This window comes from Pseudoalteromonas sp. M8 (assembly GCF_018141365.1).
Classification (GTDB): Bacteria; Pseudomonadota; Gammaproteobacteria; order Enterobacterales; family Alteromonadaceae; genus Pseudoalteromonas.
The window spans coordinates 804181-820591 of sequence record NZ_CP047240.1; the positions used below are offsets into that span (position 1 = coordinate 804181).

General features: G+C 44.6%; 16 protein-coding genes. 13 read left to right on the forward strand and 3 right to left on the reverse strand.

What is annotated here, in order from left to right:
* Position 1: 1 nt before the first annotated feature.
* The 7 genes from GSF13_RS08685 to GSF13_RS08715 all read left to right on the forward strand — a co-directional run bounded on the left by GSF13_RS08685 (position 2) and on the right by GSF13_RS08715 (position 8067).
* Complete coding sequence (locus GSF13_RS08685; RefSeq protein ID WP_010379051.1) at positions 2 to 457, forward strand: DUF1249 domain-containing protein; 456 nt, start codon at positions 2 to 4, stop codon at positions 455 to 457.
* The gene (locus tag GSF13_RS08690; protein WP_211867912.1) at positions 444 to 1220 is read left to right on the forward strand and encodes a metallophosphoesterase; all 777 of its coding nucleotides are present in this window, start codon (positions 444 to 446) and stop codon (positions 1218 to 1220) included. The genes GSF13_RS08685 and GSF13_RS08690 overlap by 14 nt, the downstream gene beginning before the upstream one ends.
* Positions 1205 to 1768 (forward strand): YqiA/YcfP family alpha/beta fold hydrolase, encoded by a 564-nt coding sequence (locus tag GSF13_RS08695; protein ID WP_174170318.1) that lies wholly within the window; start codon positions 1205 to 1207, stop codon positions 1766 to 1768. Before GSF13_RS08690 ends, GSF13_RS08695 begins: the two co-directional genes overlap by 16 nt.
* Positions 1769 to 1845: 77 nt before the next feature.
* Entirely contained in the window at positions 1846 to 3735 is a 1890-nt protein-coding gene (gene parE, locus GSF13_RS08700) for a DNA topoisomerase IV subunit B (RefSeq protein WP_010607699.1), read from the forward strand.
* Position 3736: 1 nt separating this feature from the next.
* Positions 3737 to 4846 carry a PQQ-dependent sugar dehydrogenase gene (locus GSF13_RS08705; RefSeq protein WP_174170316.1) on the forward strand — a complete coding sequence of 370 codons (1110 nt, stop codon included), beginning with the start codon at positions 3737 to 3739 and terminating at the stop codon, positions 4844 to 4846.
* Between the two features lie 8 nt (positions 4847 to 4854).
* Complete coding sequence (gene parC / locus GSF13_RS08710; protein ID WP_211867914.1) at positions 4855 to 7158, forward strand: DNA topoisomerase IV subunit A; 2304 nt, start codon at positions 4855 to 4857, stop codon at positions 7156 to 7158.
* Positions 7159 to 7503: 345 nt separating this feature from the next.
* Positions 7504 to 8067, forward strand: coding sequence for a phosphoribosyltransferase family protein (locus GSF13_RS08715; protein WP_010607696.1), 564 nt, complete (start codon positions 7504 to 7506; stop codon positions 8065 to 8067).
* Positions 8068 to 8125: 58 nt separating this feature from the next.
* Here the strand turns inward: GSF13_RS08715 and GSF13_RS08720 are convergent, their stop codons facing one another.
* Positions 8126 to 8782, reverse strand: coding sequence for a Crp/Fnr family transcriptional regulator (locus GSF13_RS08720; protein WP_010607695.1), 657 nt, complete (start codon positions 8780 to 8782; stop codon positions 8126 to 8128).
* A gap of 284 nt (positions 8783 to 9066) precedes the next feature.
* On the opposite strand from GSF13_RS08720, the gene GSF13_RS08725 reads away from it, so the two are divergent.
* The gene (locus GSF13_RS08725) at positions 9067 to 9285 is read left to right on the forward strand and encodes a YgjV family protein (protein ID WP_010379202.1); all 219 of its coding nucleotides are present in this window, start codon (positions 9067 to 9069) and stop codon (positions 9283 to 9285) included.
* Here GSF13_RS08725 and GSF13_RS08730 read toward each other — a convergent pair.
* Entirely contained in the window at positions 9276 to 10916 is a 1641-nt protein-coding gene (locus GSF13_RS08730) for an amidohydrolase (RefSeq protein ID WP_211867916.1), read from the reverse strand. The genes GSF13_RS08725 and GSF13_RS08730 overlap by 10 nt on opposite strands.
* A 108-nt stretch (positions 10917 to 11024) precedes the next feature.
* On the opposite strand from GSF13_RS08730, the gene GSF13_RS08735 reads away from it, so the two are divergent.
* Complete coding sequence (locus GSF13_RS08735; protein ID WP_010607693.1) at positions 11025 to 11525, forward strand: DUF1543 domain-containing protein; 501 nt, start codon at positions 11025 to 11027, stop codon at positions 11523 to 11525.
* A 17-nt stretch (positions 11526 to 11542) separates the two neighbouring features.
* On the opposite strand, the gene GSF13_RS08740 is transcribed toward GSF13_RS08735, so the two are convergent.
* Positions 11543 to 11770 carry a hypothetical protein gene (locus tag GSF13_RS08740; RefSeq protein ID WP_010379194.1) on the reverse strand — a complete coding sequence of 76 codons (228 nt, stop codon included), beginning with the start codon at positions 11768 to 11770 and terminating at the stop codon, positions 11543 to 11545.
* Positions 11771 to 12180: 410 nt separating this feature from the next.
* Here GSF13_RS08740 and proB point away from each other — a divergent pair, with 410 nt between their 5' ends.
* From proB to gltX, 4 genes are all read left to right on the forward strand, one after another.
* Positions 12181 to 13320 carry a glutamate 5-kinase gene (proB, locus tag GSF13_RS08745; protein WP_102056186.1) on the forward strand — a complete coding sequence of 380 codons (1140 nt, stop codon included), beginning with the start codon at positions 12181 to 12183 and terminating at the stop codon, positions 13318 to 13320.
* A 71-nt stretch (positions 13321 to 13391) separates the two neighbouring features.
* Entirely contained in the window at positions 13392 to 14360 is a 969-nt protein-coding gene (locus tag GSF13_RS08750) for a GGDEF domain-containing protein (RefSeq protein WP_174170313.1), read from the forward strand.
* An 86-nt stretch (positions 14361 to 14446) separates the two neighbouring features.
* Positions 14447 to 14812 (forward strand): glutaredoxin, encoded by a 366-nt coding sequence (locus GSF13_RS08755; protein ID WP_026000901.1) that lies wholly within the window; start codon positions 14447 to 14449, stop codon positions 14810 to 14812.
* Positions 14813 to 14895: 83 nt separating this feature from the next.
* A complete protein-coding gene (gene gltX / locus GSF13_RS08760; RefSeq protein ID WP_010607688.1) occupies positions 14896 to 16383 on the forward strand; it encodes a glutamate--tRNA ligase in 1488 nt (495 codons plus the stop codon).
* Positions 16384 to 16411: the final 28 nt, after the last annotated feature.

Consider the following 16411-nt stretch of genomic DNA (forward strand, 5'->3'; position numbering starts at 1 on the left):
TTTGTCACAAGTGCTGAGCTCAAAGCAGTATATTCAATCTCTGCCCCGTTACATCACGCTGTGCGAACGTAATTATTTACGGGCGCTAAAATTGCTACCTGAAGAAGTGGTCGGTGAGAGTCGAGTGATTGACTTAGCCTCTGCGCGATACAGTTTGAGCGTAGCTGGAGTCAGTAAATACACAACGGACATTCACATCGAGCAGATGGCGACAGTAAGCGCCCATTTGCCACACTTTTCGTTGTCTGTGCGCCTCTACCATGATGCTAAAGTGGCTGAAGTAATTCACCGTGATTATCATCGTCGAATAAAGCCATCCTATGGTTACCCAAATCCTGATATGCACCAAAAAGATGAAAAGTATCAAATAAATGCGTTTTTAGCTGATTGGCTTATGGTGTGTTTAGAAAAAGGCCGCGTGCATTTAAACTGGGATGTAAACAATGGCTTGGTTTGATCTCGAGCTGCAATTCGATAAAGCGCAAATTCGTATTGGTCATTTTACGGATTGCCATTTGTTTGCCACGCCCTCTGGGGAATATTTTGCGGTAAATACCGCCGCTAACCTTGAACGCACTTTCGCCGCGATGGCAAAAGAGCATTTCGATTGTGTGGTGTTTGGCGGTGATTTAACACAAGATCACAGTGCGGCTTCTTATCATGAGTTTGCTCGTATAGTGAGGGAGAGTGAGTTGCAATGTCCGGTGCTTTGGGTGCCGGGTAACCACGACGAGCTAGCTTTACTCGAAGAAATAAGTGCTGGGCAAATCGTCCGTCATAAATGCATCACAGGTCCGTTTGGGCAGATGTTACTGTTAAACTCAAAGGGTGAAACACCCGCCGGATGGTGTGCTAAGTCACATTTAGGTGCGCTCAAAGACAAGCTTAACAATAATATCAACAACAATACGATTGTTTTTGCTCACCACCATCCTAGGCCGATAGATGGCTATTTAGATAAACATATGCTCGAAAATGGTCCTGCACTGTTAAACCTGTTGGTGGATTCAGAGCAAGTCTTAGGGCTATTTCATGGTCATGTGCATAATGAATATCAACAACAATTTCGCACTTTACCTATCTACGCTACGCCTGCAACATCAATCCAATTTGATAAGCACACAAAGGACTGGTATCAGTCTGATTTGGGTCCCGCTTATCGTGTCATCGTATTTAGTAAAAGCGCTATAACAACAGAGGTAAAATGGCTCGGAAAGTAGTTTATATTCACGGCTTTAATAGCTCTGAGCTATCCTATAAAGCGACGGCGTTTGGTGAATATATGATGGATAAACAAACGCCATACCTTGTCCCAAGACTACATTATGACCCGAGAGTCGCATTGGCACAGTTGGATAGCGTCATTGATTCTGATACTGTGTTATTAGGTAGCTCGTTAGGCGGCTATTACGCCACCTACTTTTCGCAACATCTTGGCTGTAAAGCGGTGGTGATAAACCCTGCAGTTAGGCCTTTTTCATTATTAAATGACTACCTTGGACCACAATACAATCCTTATCAGGACTGTCATTATGAGCTGCAGTATGAACATATTGATGCGTTAAAATCCATGTATGTCGAGCAGCTGAGTAATCCAGAAAACTTGCTATTATTGCAACAAACGGGCGACGAGGTGCTGCCTTTTGCAGAGGCGGTGCGTTATTATAGTCATTGTCGTCAAATTATTGAGTTTGGTGGGGATCATAGCTTTGTTGAATTTCCACGCTATTTTGACACCATCACCAAATTTTTAACTATCAAAAATTAGAATTTATGCACAAAGCTCTGCTCAAAACTGTATGTTGTGCATATACTAGCGGATAAAAAGATAACTAGAACTAGCCTATGAGTCAGCAAAACTATAATGCCGAAGCTATTGAGGTACTCAATGGCTTAGAGCCAGTTAAGCGCCGTCCTGGCATGTATACCGATACCACCAGACCTAATCATTTAGGCCAAGAGGTTATCGATAACAGTGTCGATGAAGCCTTAGCCGGACATGCCACCAAGATTGACGTGATCTTGCATGAAGACAACTCCTTTGAAGTCATCGATGACGGTCGAGGAATGCCTGTGGACATTCACCCAGAAGAGGGCGTGCCTGGGGTTGAATTGATCCTGACCAAACTTCATGCCGGGGGCAAGTTTTCCAATAAAAACTACCAGTTCTCCGGTGGTCTTCATGGGGTGGGTATATCGGTTGTTAATGCGTTGTCGACTCGGGTCGAAATTACCGTTAAACGCGATGCGCAAATCTATGAAATGGCATTTGAAAACGGCGATAAAGTCGAAGACTTAAGAGTGACCGGCAGCGTTGGTAAGCGTAATACCGGCACCTCAGTACACTTTTGGCCCGACGCGAGTTATTTTGACTCAGCTAACTTCTCAATTACTAAGTTAAACCACTTGCTCAAAGCTAAGGCTGTATTGTGTCCAGGGCTTAGAATTCGTTTCGTAAATAAACAGACGAAAGAAACGCAAGAATGGCACTACGAGGCAGGTCTTGAGGATTACCTAAAAGACAGCGCTGAAGGCTACGAAGTGCTGCCGAAATCCCCATTTACAGGCAGTTTCAGTGGCTCAACCGAAGGGGTTGATTGGGCGCTTCATTGGTTGCCTGAGGGCGGGGAATCCATCGCTGAAAGCTACGTAAACCTTATTCCAACGGCACAAGGCGGAACCCATGTAAATGGGTTACGCCAGGGCTTACTTGAAGCGATGCGTGAGTTTTGTGAATTCAGAAACCTGATCCCGCGTGGCGTGAAACTGACGCCTGATGATGTTTGGGACCGCTGTAGTTATGTCTTGTCGGTTAAAATGCAAGACCCACAATTTGCCGGTCAAACCAAAGAAAAGCTGTCATCACGTTCGTGCGCTACCTTTGTGTCTGGCATTGTCAAAGACGCCTTTAGTTTATGGTTAAACGAACACACTGAAACTGCAGAGTTACTTGCTGAGCTGTGTATTAGCAATGCGCAAAAGCGTTTGCGTGCTGCGAAAAAAGTGGTTCGTAAAAAAGTCACTTCGGGTCCTGCTTTACCGGGTAAATTAACCGATTGTTCTGGAAGTGAAACTGAACGCTCAGAAATCTTTTTGGTGGAAGGGGACTCAGCAGGTGGCTCAGCAAAACAAGCACGAGACCGTGAGTTTCAAGCAATCATGCCGCTGCGCGGTAAAATCCTAAATACCTGGGAAGTGGAATCTGGACAGATCTTAGCCTCGCAAGAAGTACATGATATTTCTGTTGCCTTAGGTATTGACCCAGACTCTGAAGATTTATCAGGCCTGCGCTATGGCAAAGTATGTATCCTCGCGGATGCGGATTCTGACGGACTTCACATTGCAACTTTATTATGCGCACTCTTTGTGAAGCACTTCCCAGAGCTTGTTCGTAAGGGCCACGTTTTTGTTGCCATGCCGCCGCTATTTCGCATTGATGTTGGTAAAGAAGTTTACTACGCCCTTGATGAAGATGAGAAAAAGGGCATTTTAGACCGTATCGAGGCCGAAAAGAAACGCGGTAAAGTCAACGTACAGCGCTTTAAAGGGTTGGGTGAAATGAACCCGTTGCAATTGCGTGAAACCACTATGGATCCAAATACTAGACGTTTAGTTCAGCTGACATTAGATGAGCCTGAACAAACCCTCGAAATGATGGATATGCTGTTAGCTAAAAAGCGCTCTAGCGACCGTAAAATTTGGCTTGAGCAGCACGGAGATAAGGCAGAGGTTTAACATGAAAATACATAGTAAATTGACCACGGTAGCGACGACGCTGGCAGTAGCGTTATTAAGCTCACCTGCGCTGGCAAATGATATGCTTTCGCGCCTTTCAGTACCTAAAGGGTATGAGCTGAGCTATTTTGCGAAAGATGTTGAAAATGCGAGACAAATGGCGGTGGGCAAAGATGGCACTGTGTATGTTGGCTCTCGTAAAGCGGGTAAAGTTCACGCACTCATTGACAACAACCGTGATGGCGTAGCCGACAAGAAAATCTTGGTTGCAGAAGGGCTGAATATGCCCTCCGGTATCGCCCTAAAAGACGGTGACTTATATGTTGCTGAAGTTGAGCGTATTGTGCGTTTTAAGCAAATCGCAAAAAACCTCAAGGCACCGGTAAAAGAAGTGGTGTTCGATGATTTGCCTGACAAACGTCACCACGGCTGGAAGTACCTGACAGTATCGCCGGAAGGCGAACTGATCATTCCAGTTGGCGTGCCTTGTAATATTTGTGCCGAAGACCCTAAGTTTGGCCGTATATTTTCACTAAATCTTGAGACGAAAAAGCTTTCGACGATTGCCAAAGGCGTGCGTAACTCAGTGGGTTTTGATTATCACCCAGTAACTGGAAAGTTATGGTTCAGCGACAACGGTCGTGACATGATGGGAGATGACATTCCACCATGTGAAATCAACCGTGTTGACGAAATTGGTCAGCATTTTGGCTTCCCCTATGTTCATGGCGGCAGCGTGCTAGACCCTGAATTTGGCGAGGGTAAATCGGTGACTGACTACGCCATGCCAGCACTTGCACTACAAGCGCACGTTGCACCGCTGGGCATTCACTTTTACCGTGGCGAGCAATTTCCAAAGGCAATGAAGCATCAGCTTTTTGTTGCTGAACATGGTTCTTGGAACCGCAGCAAAAAAGTGGGCTATCGAGTAATGCGAGCAAATGTGCAAGATGGCCAAATTAGAGGCTATGAACCTTTCCTTACCGGCTTTATGGAAAACGAAACAACCCATGGTCGACCAGCCGCAATTGCAGAACTCGACGACGGTAGCCTGCTCGTTTCCGATGATTACGCCAATGCGATATATCGCATCAGCTACAACAACAAGTAAGGTGTAACATGACAGATCCTCAAGCCTTGTCCTTGCAAGGCATTGAACAACTTCCGATGGGGCGTTTTACTGAAGATGCCTATCTGAACTATTCCATGTATGTGATCATGGATAGGGCGTTACCACATATTGGTGACGGCCTGAAGCCTGTACAACGTCGTATTGTATATGCGATGAGTGAGCTGGGCTTATCTGCTCAAGCAAAATACAAAAAATCTGCCCGTACCGTTGGTGACGTATTGGGTAAATATCACCCTCATGGCGACAGTGCTTGTTATGAGGCCATGGTACTCATGGCGCAGCCGTTTTCTTATCGCTATCCGCTGGTGGATGGCCAAGGTAACTGGGGTGCTGCGGATGATCCTAAATCATTTGCTGCGATGCGTTATACTGAGGCGCGTTTATCTAAGTTCTCAGAAGTACTGCTGAAAGAGCTTGGCCAAGGTACGGTCGATTGGACCGCTAACTTTGATGGCACCTTAGATGAGCCGCAAGTGTTACCCGCGCGTTTACCACATATCTTGCTGAATGGGGTGACGGGTATTGCGGTGGGGATGGCAACCGATATTCCGCCGCATAACGTACGTGAAGTTGCTGAAGCTTGTTGTTTGTTATTGGATAAGCCTAAAACCGAACTAGAAGAAATTCTAGAATTGGTCAAAGCGCCAGACTATCCAACCGATGCGGAAATCATTACGCCGCAAGAAGAGATCAAAAAGCTTTACACCACAGGTCGTGGCTCAATCAAGATGCGTGCTGTGTACACCGAAGAGCAAGGCGAAGTGGTGATCACCGCGTTGCCACATCAATGTTCGGGTGCCAAGGTGCTAGAGCAGATAGCAGCACAAATGACAGCGAAGAAACTCCCTATGGTAGCGGATTTACGTGACGAATCGGATCATGAAAATCCGACGCGTATCGTCATCGTACCGCGCTCAAATCGAGTTAAGGTCGAGCCATTAATGGCGCACCTATTTGCCACGACGGATCTTGAAAAGAACTACCGTGTTAACATCAATATGATTGGTTTAGACGGGCGTCCACAAGTTAAAGACTTGCGTCAGATTTTATCTGAGTGGTTAGTATTCCGTCGTGAAACGGTGCGTAGACGTTTGCAGTATCGTTTAGACAAAGTGCTTGCGCGTTTGCATATTCTTGAAGGTTTGATGATTGCATTTTTGAATATCGATGAAGTCATCGAAATCATTCGCAACGAAGACAAACCAAAAGAAGAGTTAATAGCGCGTTTTGGTCTTTCAGATAAGCAGGCAGAAGCAATTCTAGACCTGAAATTACGCCACCTTGCAAAGCTTGAAGAAATGAAGATCCGTGGTGAGCAGGATGAGCTTGAAAAAGAGCGTGATGGATTGGAAAAAACCTTAGGCTCTGAGCGTCGTATGTCGACGTTGATGAAAAAAGAAATCCAAGAAGCTGCTGAATTGTATGGCGATGATAGACGCTCACCGGTAGTTGAGCGTGGTGAAGCCAAAGCGCTTAGCGAAAAAGATTTGATCCCATCAGAGTCTGTAACTATTGTGCTATCTGAAAAAGGCTGGGCGCGTTTTGCAAAGGGCCATGATATCGATGCCGAAGGGCTAAGCTACCGCTCAGGAGACTGTTATAAAGCCTCTGCGAAAGGCAAGAGTAATCAGCCTGCGGTGTTCTTAGATACTTCAGGGCGAGCCTTTGCAACCGATGCGCATAGCTTACCTTCAGCCCGGAGTCAGGGTGAACCGATGACGGGACGCTTTAACTTAGCGTCAGGATGTAACTTTGAACATGTGGTCATGGGCGAAGAGAAATCGACTTATCTGATGGCGACCGATGGCGGTTACGGTTTTATCAGTGACTTTGCTGATATGGTGAGCAAAAACAAAAATGGTAAAGCGTTCGTTAGCGTGCCAAAAGGTGCGCATTTGATGGCTCCTATCCAGGTATTTGATGTTGCCACCGATATGTGTATGGCGATTTCGAGCGAAGGCAGAATGCTGCTATTCCCATTACGTGATTTACCTAAGCTTGGTAAAGGTAAGGGGAATAAGATTATCTCTATCCCTAGCGCGAAAGTGCAAAGCCGCGAAGAGTTTGTCAAAGTGTTAGCGGTAGTACCTGAAGGCGTTTCTGTTACCTTACATGCAGGTAAGCGCAAGCTAACCTTAAAGCCGAGTGATTTAGAGCACTATTACGGTGAGCGAGGGCGCAGAGGTAATAAGTTACCGCGCGGATTACAGCGCGTAGATAGCTATGATCTGGAGCACAATGGTGTTGAGACACCAGAAGACAATGACGCCAGCGTAGATACCGAAGAATAACCGATACAGGCCGCCCACCGCGGCCTTATTTTTATCTGTTGAAAACCATCGCGAGGTAAACTCGCTGCCACCAAATTAACCACTCCGTGTAGGTGTCTGTTCACCCATTGAACTTTGCGTAGGAGCCGGTTCACCCGGCGATCCTTAACTTTAGAATATGGCTCCTCAAATCAAAAAATGAAAATAAAAAGACACTATTATTGCAGCATTTTATTGCGCTTTACGTTAAAATATTCGGTTATACCAATCACACAAGTGCCTATGGTTTGCAAACAATTGTAATTGGTATCAATTGGCAGCGCTTGCTGCTTGTCACCATCACACGGGCTTCCTAACGGGGTATTTATGTCAGATAAGTGCTATATCACAGCGCAACAATTGCTAGAAGATTCATTTCGCTTAGCCGCTAAAGTTTATGAAGACGGGTTTAGACCTGACTTTATTATCGGTATTTGGCGTGGTGGTGCGCCTATTGGTATCGCAGTTCAAGAATACTACGATTACAAAGGTATAGAGACTGATCATATCGCAGTACGTACTTCTTCTTACTATGGCATTGGTAAGCAATCTAAAGAAATCAAAGTTCACGGTTTGCATTACATTGTGGAAAATGCAAACGCTGACGATTCATTGCTAATCGTTGATGACGTGTTTGATTCTGGCCGCAGTATCTTTGCGTTGAAAGAAAAGCTTGCAGAGCTAATGCGCTTGAACCTGCCTCGCGATATTCGTGTTGCTTGCCCATACTACAAGCCAGCAAACAAAAAAGTACCAATGACACCAGATTATTTTATTCATGAGTCTGATGAGTGGTTGGTATTCCCTCACGAGCTGTCAGGTTTAACACCGGAAGAATTAGTGGAAGGAAAGTCTGACTTAGCAAATATTAAACACCTATTTGCAAAATAAGTTAATCAGTACTCAAGGGCGAGAAAGTACTCGCCCTAGTTATTCTAACCGCGAAAAATTAAGCTTGCGCGAAGCTATCAACAAAATCCTCAAGCGCGTCAACATCGACTGGCTTTAAGCCTTCACTACTACGTACTATCAAGCCCTTTTCTACCAATTCACTTACCACCCGACGATATGCACGCTCAGTGGTCGCAAATCTTTCGGCTTCAGCACTTACCGTTGAATAGGCACGAAGTAATGTTGGATTCGAATTCTCGGCACGTAATAAGCAGTCTTTAGCAATGTTGTAGCTCAGCGGCAACAGCAACTTGTCTAAGTTTATCTTTTGGTTTTCAGTAAACTTAGCAGCGATGGTTTGCGCGGTATATAGGCTCAGCTCCGGCTGCTCAAGCAGTAATTTTCGCCAATATTTTAGCTCAATGAGGTGATAGGTTACATCGCTCAAGCAAGTCACGGTATAAATACAAGGCTGATGATTCAGCGCTTCGATTTCGCCAATTAGCGTGTTGTTACAGTCCAGTTGTCCGAGTAATAGACGGCGACCGTTACCGACATCATAACTAAAAGACACAGTGCCACTGGTCACCAATATGAGTTTACTCAATGGTTCATCTTGGTGGATCAAGACTTCTTTTTTGCTGTGCTGAAAACTATTACCAGCAAAAGCGAGTAACTGTTCTACCAAATTGGTTGAAAAATGATATTGAAACATCTAGATGGCTCTTCGGACAAATGTCCTATTTATTAAACTATAATGACGTTAGCATGAATTTTTCAGTTTTACGCTAACTCACACCGTTTAAGTAGTATCGGTTTTATCTCAGCGCTGTGGCGAAGAATTTAATAAACGATATTACCATTAAACCCCCACTTCCCGTGTTAGAGCTAATTTATTGGTGCTAATTTCTAGGGGCTTGTGGGTTAGCCTTTTTATTCTGCTCGATACGTAAATTCGAGCATAAACTATATGCTAACGCAACTTAGGGGAGAGGACAAATGAGTTGGGAATATTTAGGCTATTTAGCCTCTGCTTTTTTGGTCGTTTCTTTGATGATGAGCGATGTTGCTAAGTTGCGTTGGTTCAATTTAATGGGCTGTATTTGTTTTACCGCCTATGGTGCACTTATCCAAGCTTGGCCGGTGGCGTTAACTAATGGTCTACTGGCACTAGTTAACACCTACCACTTGGTGAAATTACAAAAAGATCAACGCTGATATTTAAGTTCACCTGCAATCCAGGTCTGCTCGACTTTAATATCATCAATTTTATCTTCGCTTACGGTAAAGTAATCTTGGTCTATTAAGATAAAATCGGCCCACTTTCCTTGTTCTAAACTTCCCAGTTTATACTCTTGAAATGCGGCATACGCAGCATCAACAGTAAATGCTTGGAGTGCTTGTTCTCTGGTTAGCTTTTCTGTTGGGCGCCAGCCATCCTTGGGTAAATCTTGATGGTCTTGTCTGGTGATAGCGGCATGCAGACCATGGAAAGGGTTTGCGAGCTCCACTGGAAAGTCAGAACCCGCCGCCACTCTACTTCCTTGCTTTAAGAATGTTTGCCATGCGTAAGCGCCGCTAAGCTGTTTGTCGTCTAGGCGCTTTTCGGCCATATGCATATCAGATGTGGCATGAACAGGCTGCATTGATGGAATAATATCTAGCGTCTTAAAGCGGGGGATATCATCCGGATGGACAATCTGTGCGTGCTCAATGCGATTTCTGAGCAGTCTACCACCTGCTTTTTTAAAAACGTGTTGATATGAGTCTAGCACGATGCGATTCGCTCTATCGCCAATGGCGTGAGTGTGTGCACTGTAGCCGCTGCGTATGGCTTGGGTGATCAATGCTTCAAGCGTCGCTTGGTTTTCGAGCATTAACCCTTTGTGGCCTTTGCGGTCATGATAGTCGCGAATAAGTGCCGCGCCTCGGCTGCCAAGTGCACCATCAGCATAGATTTTTACACTACGAATAGAGAGTTGATCTCGTGTATCTTTGATCACTCCGACGTCCAACATCTCTGCGAGTTTGGGGGAGCTTGCACTGAGCATAGCGTAGACGCGCAGAGGCATTGAGTGTTCCTTGGCGCGTGCTTGGTAAACCTGCCACGTGGTGTGGTCAATCCCAGCATCATGAGCTGAGGTAATGCCTAAACTCAGCAAGTGTTCTCCAGCTTTATTAAGCGCCTTGTTTACTTGTGCATCCGACTGAGCTGGGACATGAGTGCGAATAAGGTCTTCTGCCTTGTCGATAAAGATCCCGCTCGGCATACCGCTATTCAGTGTAATGATTTCACCGCCTTCCGGTGTCTTTGTTGATTTCGAAATGTTTGCAAGCGCCATCGCTTTTGAGTTTACCCAAATAGCGTGACCATCTACTCGAGTGAGCATGACGGGCTTATCTTTTACGTATTTGTCGAGATCGGCTGCGGTTGGGAATTGTCCGCCAGGCCATAAGGTTTGATCCCAGCCTCGACCTATTATCCATTCACCTTCATGGGCTTTTGCGTAGTGGCTAAGCCGTTTTCCTACTTCTGCAATGGTTTTGCTACCGCGCACGTCGAGTGTGAGTAAATTATTGCCAAGGCCAATGATATGACCGTGCGCATCAATTAAACCAGGTAATAGGGTTTTTCCCTCACCATCAAATTTGGTTGCACTCGGGTATTGGGTACTCAGATCCTTTGCACTTGTTTTTACGACTTTACCGTCTTTAATTACCAAAGAAGAAAAGCGCTCAATTTGCTGCGATTTAGTGGGCGTATAGCCATTTACATTGTGAATTAAGGTTACTTGAGCTGTTGTTGACAGGCTAAAGCTAGCCAAAAGCGCGAGGAATGTTTTTTTCATTATATTGTCCTTCACTGAGAGTATTTATTCAGAATAATCATCTAACTCAATAAAGCCAAGTCTTTGCGTTGAGAGTATACTTGGGTTTTAAAGGAGTGGAGTGTCAAAGTGAAGTTGTTTGTTGTATACCTAGGCGGCCGTATTCAAGGTTGCCATATTGAAATGCATGATGTGCGCTTTGTCGCGGCAAATACAATTGAAGAAGCTTATCCCAAATTAAAGCAGCAATGGGTTGGTGATAAAAACTCGGTGCATATGGATAGCTACACAATCATTGAACATGCCGATGGCTATGCCATTGAACTTACCGAAGAGCGTGTTGAGCAAGCTGAGCATTTGTATTTTGTGAACTTGGGAGGATATAAGCCAGATAGTTTAGCTGAGGCGCATGACTTTGGGCTGTTCGTTGCAACGAATGCCGATGAAGCAAAAGAGAAGGCAAAAGCGTTTTTGCTTAACGGTTTTAGCCATATTCATAAAGACGATTTACATGATGTAGATGACTGTTTTGCCATCGATTTATTTGATCAAAACTTAAATATCAAGCTCACCCACAGTGGCCAATCAACACCGCTTACCCCTTTGTGGTTTGGTTATCATCCTCTATAACCAATGTGAGGGATACTTTAGCCCTCACCCTCATTGTTTTCATCGTTATCTGCTTTTATGGCTATTTTGATAGCGACAATCACGACGGCAAACATTAAAAACGGCAGTGCAGCTAGAGAGTATTCGACAATGTGGCTGTCTTTGTAGCTAGGTTGCAAAATAAAATGGCCACCCACACACATTAAGATCACTACAAACAGCAAAGGTAGCATCATAATCTCTTTGTTCTTTTTGTGTTTTTTCATTCTGAACTCAGCTAATTATTCTTTCATTGAATGGTGAACACTCTCTCACACGCGGTGCAAAAAAGCCTTGATCGAAATCAGTGCGGTGGATTATACCAATTCACTCTGAGTTAGAAATAAAATTCATGAGTTTATACCAATTGTATTAATTAAATAAGCTATTTGAAGCGGAGGAATAGCTTTAGTAGCTCCGCTCTCGCGTCCTGCTACCGCCAAGGTACCTATATCCGTATAGGCAAGGCAAAAATTTTGCTATTTAGTTGTTCTAAAAGAGAAATTTTTAACGACGCTAATATGGTATTTCACCCTTCAAATTGGTTGGAGAGTTAATGCAATTGGTATTATTACTTGGGAGGGGGAAAGGTCCGTGGTATAACGAAGCTCTATCGCTGTAAAAACCAACAAATACTATGACCAAAAACAATAAACAAACCATTGTTATCAAGCTCGGCACAAGTGTCTTAACTGCAGGCAGCCAGACCTTAAACAAGCCCAGACTTGTTGAGCTGGTAAGGCAGTGTGTAACGTTGCGTCAAGCTGGTCATCAGGTCATTGTTGTATCTAGCGGTGCTGTTGCTGCTGGGCGCGGTGTATTGCAGCAACAAATTGGTCATTCGCTCGCTGAAAAACAGATGTTAGCTGCGATTGGGCAAGGTCAATTAATCCATTTATGGCAGTCATTGTTTAGTATTTACGACGTTAATGTGGCACAAATGCTACTGACACGAGCCGATCTTGAGCACCGCGAACGTTATCTAACGGCACGGGACATGCTCACTAAGCTTTTAGAGCATCATGTCGTGCCGATCATCAACGAAAACGATGCGGTGGCAACGTCTGAAATCAAAGTTGGCGATAACGATAACCTCTCGGCTTACGTCGCAATTTTAGCAAATGCCGATAAATTGGTATTACTCACCGATCAGCATGGTCTTTTTACCGCAGATCCCAGAGCCAATCCAGATGCGCAGTTGATAGAGCAAGTAACACATATAAACGACGAACTTAGAGCTCTTGCTGGTGGTAGTGGCACACAACTTGGCACGGGTGGTATGGCGACTAAGTTGCAAGCCGCCGACATCGCACAACGAGCAGGCGTTGATGTCGTGATTGCAAAAGGCAGTGAATACGACATTTTACCGCAAGTACTTACGCAAACCGCACCAAGCACGACGTTTTTGAAGTTTGACGCTCCGGTTGGAGGGCGCAAGCGCTGGTTGCTGTCTGGCCCTAAATCAACCGGTAAAATAATTTGTGATAGTGGCGCAATCAATGCGGTATGTAATCAAGGAGCAAGTTTACTAGCAAAAGGTATCGTGTCGATTGAAGGGCAATTTAAACGTGGTGAGCTGGTTCAAGTGTTTTGCCAACAAGGCACGCTACAAGCACAAGGTTTAACTAGCTTAAGTAATCAAGAACTTGGTTTGGTAATTGGCCGTCATAGTAGTGAATTTGCGCAATGCCTTGGCTTTGAAAGTGCAGAGGAGATCATCCATCGCGATAATTTGGTGCTCTTAAATCAACATAGCCAACAAGAAGTATTAAATTAGCCTATAAATTACTGTAAATTCAGAAGGCTGTTCTACACTTATCAAGAGTCAACTTTATTGAGAGGCCTTGAATGTCGATTAGCTATTCACCCTGTGGTCACGAACTTACTTTAGAGCTCTTGGCGCAAAAGAGTGAACTGGTGCTAATGCAGGCCCTTGAGCGGGTTATCTCCGATGTTTGTGGGGAAAGCTATGCATTTTATTTCAGTAAAAGCTTATCGGAAAAAGAAGTCCCAAAATCTATATTTGTGAGCCATCGCGACTTTTGTGTTGTGGTGGGACCGGTAGATGCCGTGGTAGATAAATTACAGCAGCGCCAAGATGACAAACACCTCATTCAATACCACGGCGATAGTGTTATCCCGTTTTATCACCAAGCTCAGCTCGTTGGTTTTTTATATATAGAAGGTCAAGTAAATCTCACCACTGCGACTTTAATGAAGCACTTACTCACTGTTTTTGCGCATCAAATGGCAACATTGCACTTTGCTCGTATCGATCCGCTTTCCGAGCTACTCAATCGCCAAACGTTTGATGAAAAAGTCATGGAAATAACCAATGGGGACGGGTTTACGGTATGCCGTGATGACAGTGAAGACCGCAAGTGGTATTTAGCGATGGTAGATATCGATCACTTTAAACAGGTAAACGACAATTTTGGTCATGTGATTGGCGATGAAGTGATCCTGTTGGTAGCGCAAAAGATCAAAGCTAACTTTAGAGCAGAAGACTATGTGTTTCGCTACGGCGGAGAGGAGTTTGCGGTGCTATTTCAAAGTCGCAATGATGACTCTGCTGCAGTAGCACTTGAGCGCTTGAGAAGTACAATTGCTTCCAGCCGATTTCCGCAAGTAGAGCATGTTTCTGTGAGCCTAGGTTTTACTGAAGTGGTCGATACACTACAAGTTTCTGAGCAAGTTCATAAAGCCGATCTTGCGCTTTATCACTCAAAAGAAAATGGCAGAAACCAAGTTACCAACTACCTCGCTTTAGGGTTAGCTGAATCACAATACGCATGTGCAGAAATAGAGTTGTTTTAAGCTCCGCTTATATATAGCGCTTAAAGATTATGCTAAACTCCCCAACCTATTTTTTAGCGAATTTAGCAAAAGGTTTGGGAAACGTTATGCAATTTGTAAGATGGTTTTTAGGACGTCTGATTTTACTTTTTGATTTTATTTTTACCCCGCGCAGTAAAAAACGTGCCGCAGAACAACAGCAAAAGCTAGATGCTATGACGGCAAACTTAAAGTTATACCAATTTAAGGCATGTCCATTTTGCGTTAAAGTGCGCCGCGCTGCCAAGCGTGAAGGGCTTAAGCTCGAAACCCGTGATGCCAAAAATGATGAGCAATATCGCCAAGAGTTGCTAGAGCAGGGTGGTAAAGTGAAGGTGCCATGCTTGCGAATCGAAGAGCAAGGCGAAGTCACTTGGCTGTACGAATCCAATGATATTGTTGCTTATCTAGAAAAGCTGGAAAAAGCAGCTTAATTCACGCGCCTTACTATGCGCTAATCAGGCGCTATGCTAGCATAGCGCCATTAATCGACTAATCCATTTTTAAGAGAATTTTGATGACTATCCGTACTCGTGTCGCACCCTCTCCAACAGGTGATCCGCATTTAGGAACGGCTTATATTGCCTTATTCAACTATTGCTTTGCCAAGCAGCAAGGTGGTGAGTTTGTATTACGAATTGAAGATACCGATCAGGTACGTAGTACTGTTGAATCTGAGCAAGCTATCATGGACAGCCTACGTTGGTTAGGGCTTGACTGGGATCATGGTCCGGATGTGGGTGGCGAGTTTGGTCCATACCGTCAATCAGAGCGTTCTGACTTATACAAAAAGTTTGCACAGCAGCTTGTAGATGATGGTAAAGCGTTTTACTGCTTTGCGACGGCTGAAGAGCTAGACCAAATGCGTGAAGAGCAGATGGCAGAAGGCTTACGCCCTAAATATGACGGCCGTGGCTTACGTTTATCTGAAGAACAAGTAAAGGCAAACCTTGAAGCTGGCAAGCCTTACGTAATTCGCATGAAAATCCCAGAAGAAGGCACGTTTAAGTTTAACGATTACCTACGCGGTGAAATTGAGATCCCATGGGAAAACGTAGACATGCAAGTTTTGTTGAAAGCCGACGGCTTCCCAACTTACTTCCTTGCAAACGTAGTAGATGACCATCACATGGAGATTAGCCATATCTTCCGTGGTGAAGAGTGGATCAACTCTGCGCCTAAACTACTAAAATTGTACGAAGACTTCGGCTGGGAAGCACCTGTACTTGGTCACCTACCGCTACTTCGTAACCCTGATAAGTCTAAGCTGTCAAAGCGTAAAAACCCAACTTCAATTAACTACTACAAAGAAATGGGTTTCTTACCAGAAGCACTACTTAACTATTTAGGTCGTATGGGTTGGTCAATGCCGGATGAGCGTGAAAAGTTCACTTTGGCTGAGATGATTGAACACTTTGATATGAAGCGCGTATCGCTTGGTGGACCTATCTTTGATATTGACAAGCTTAACTGGTTAAACGGTCTGTGGATCCGCGAAAACCTAACCGATGCAGAACTTATCCAGCGCTTTGTCGACTGGAAGTTTAACGGTGATATGTTGGCTCGCGTACTTCCTGAAGCCAAGGCGCGTATCAACACGCTATCTGATTTGGTGGGGCTAGCAGGCCACTTTGTGGCGGGCTTACCTGAATACGATCCAGCGTTATTAACGGCTGGTAAAGCGGACGAAGAAGTGGTTCGTCAAGCTCTGCAGTTCTTTATTTGGGAATTGGAAAAGCTGCGTACGTGGAACAAGTCTGAGATCTTCTCTATTGCAAAGGCTGTGGCGACACACCATGAGTTAAAGATCAAAGAGTTCTTAGAGCCTATCTTCGTTGCTATTACAGGCAAAACCTCATCGACTTCAGTAGTAGATGCGATGGAAGTGTTAGGGTCTGACCTTTCTCGTGCGCGTTTAAGAGTGGCACTAGAGCATATTGGTGTATCTAAAAAGCAAGCTAAAAAGCTTGAAAAAGCATACCGTGAGTACCCGTCTATTGCATAATAGCGAGACCGTATTGTAAAAGCCGCTG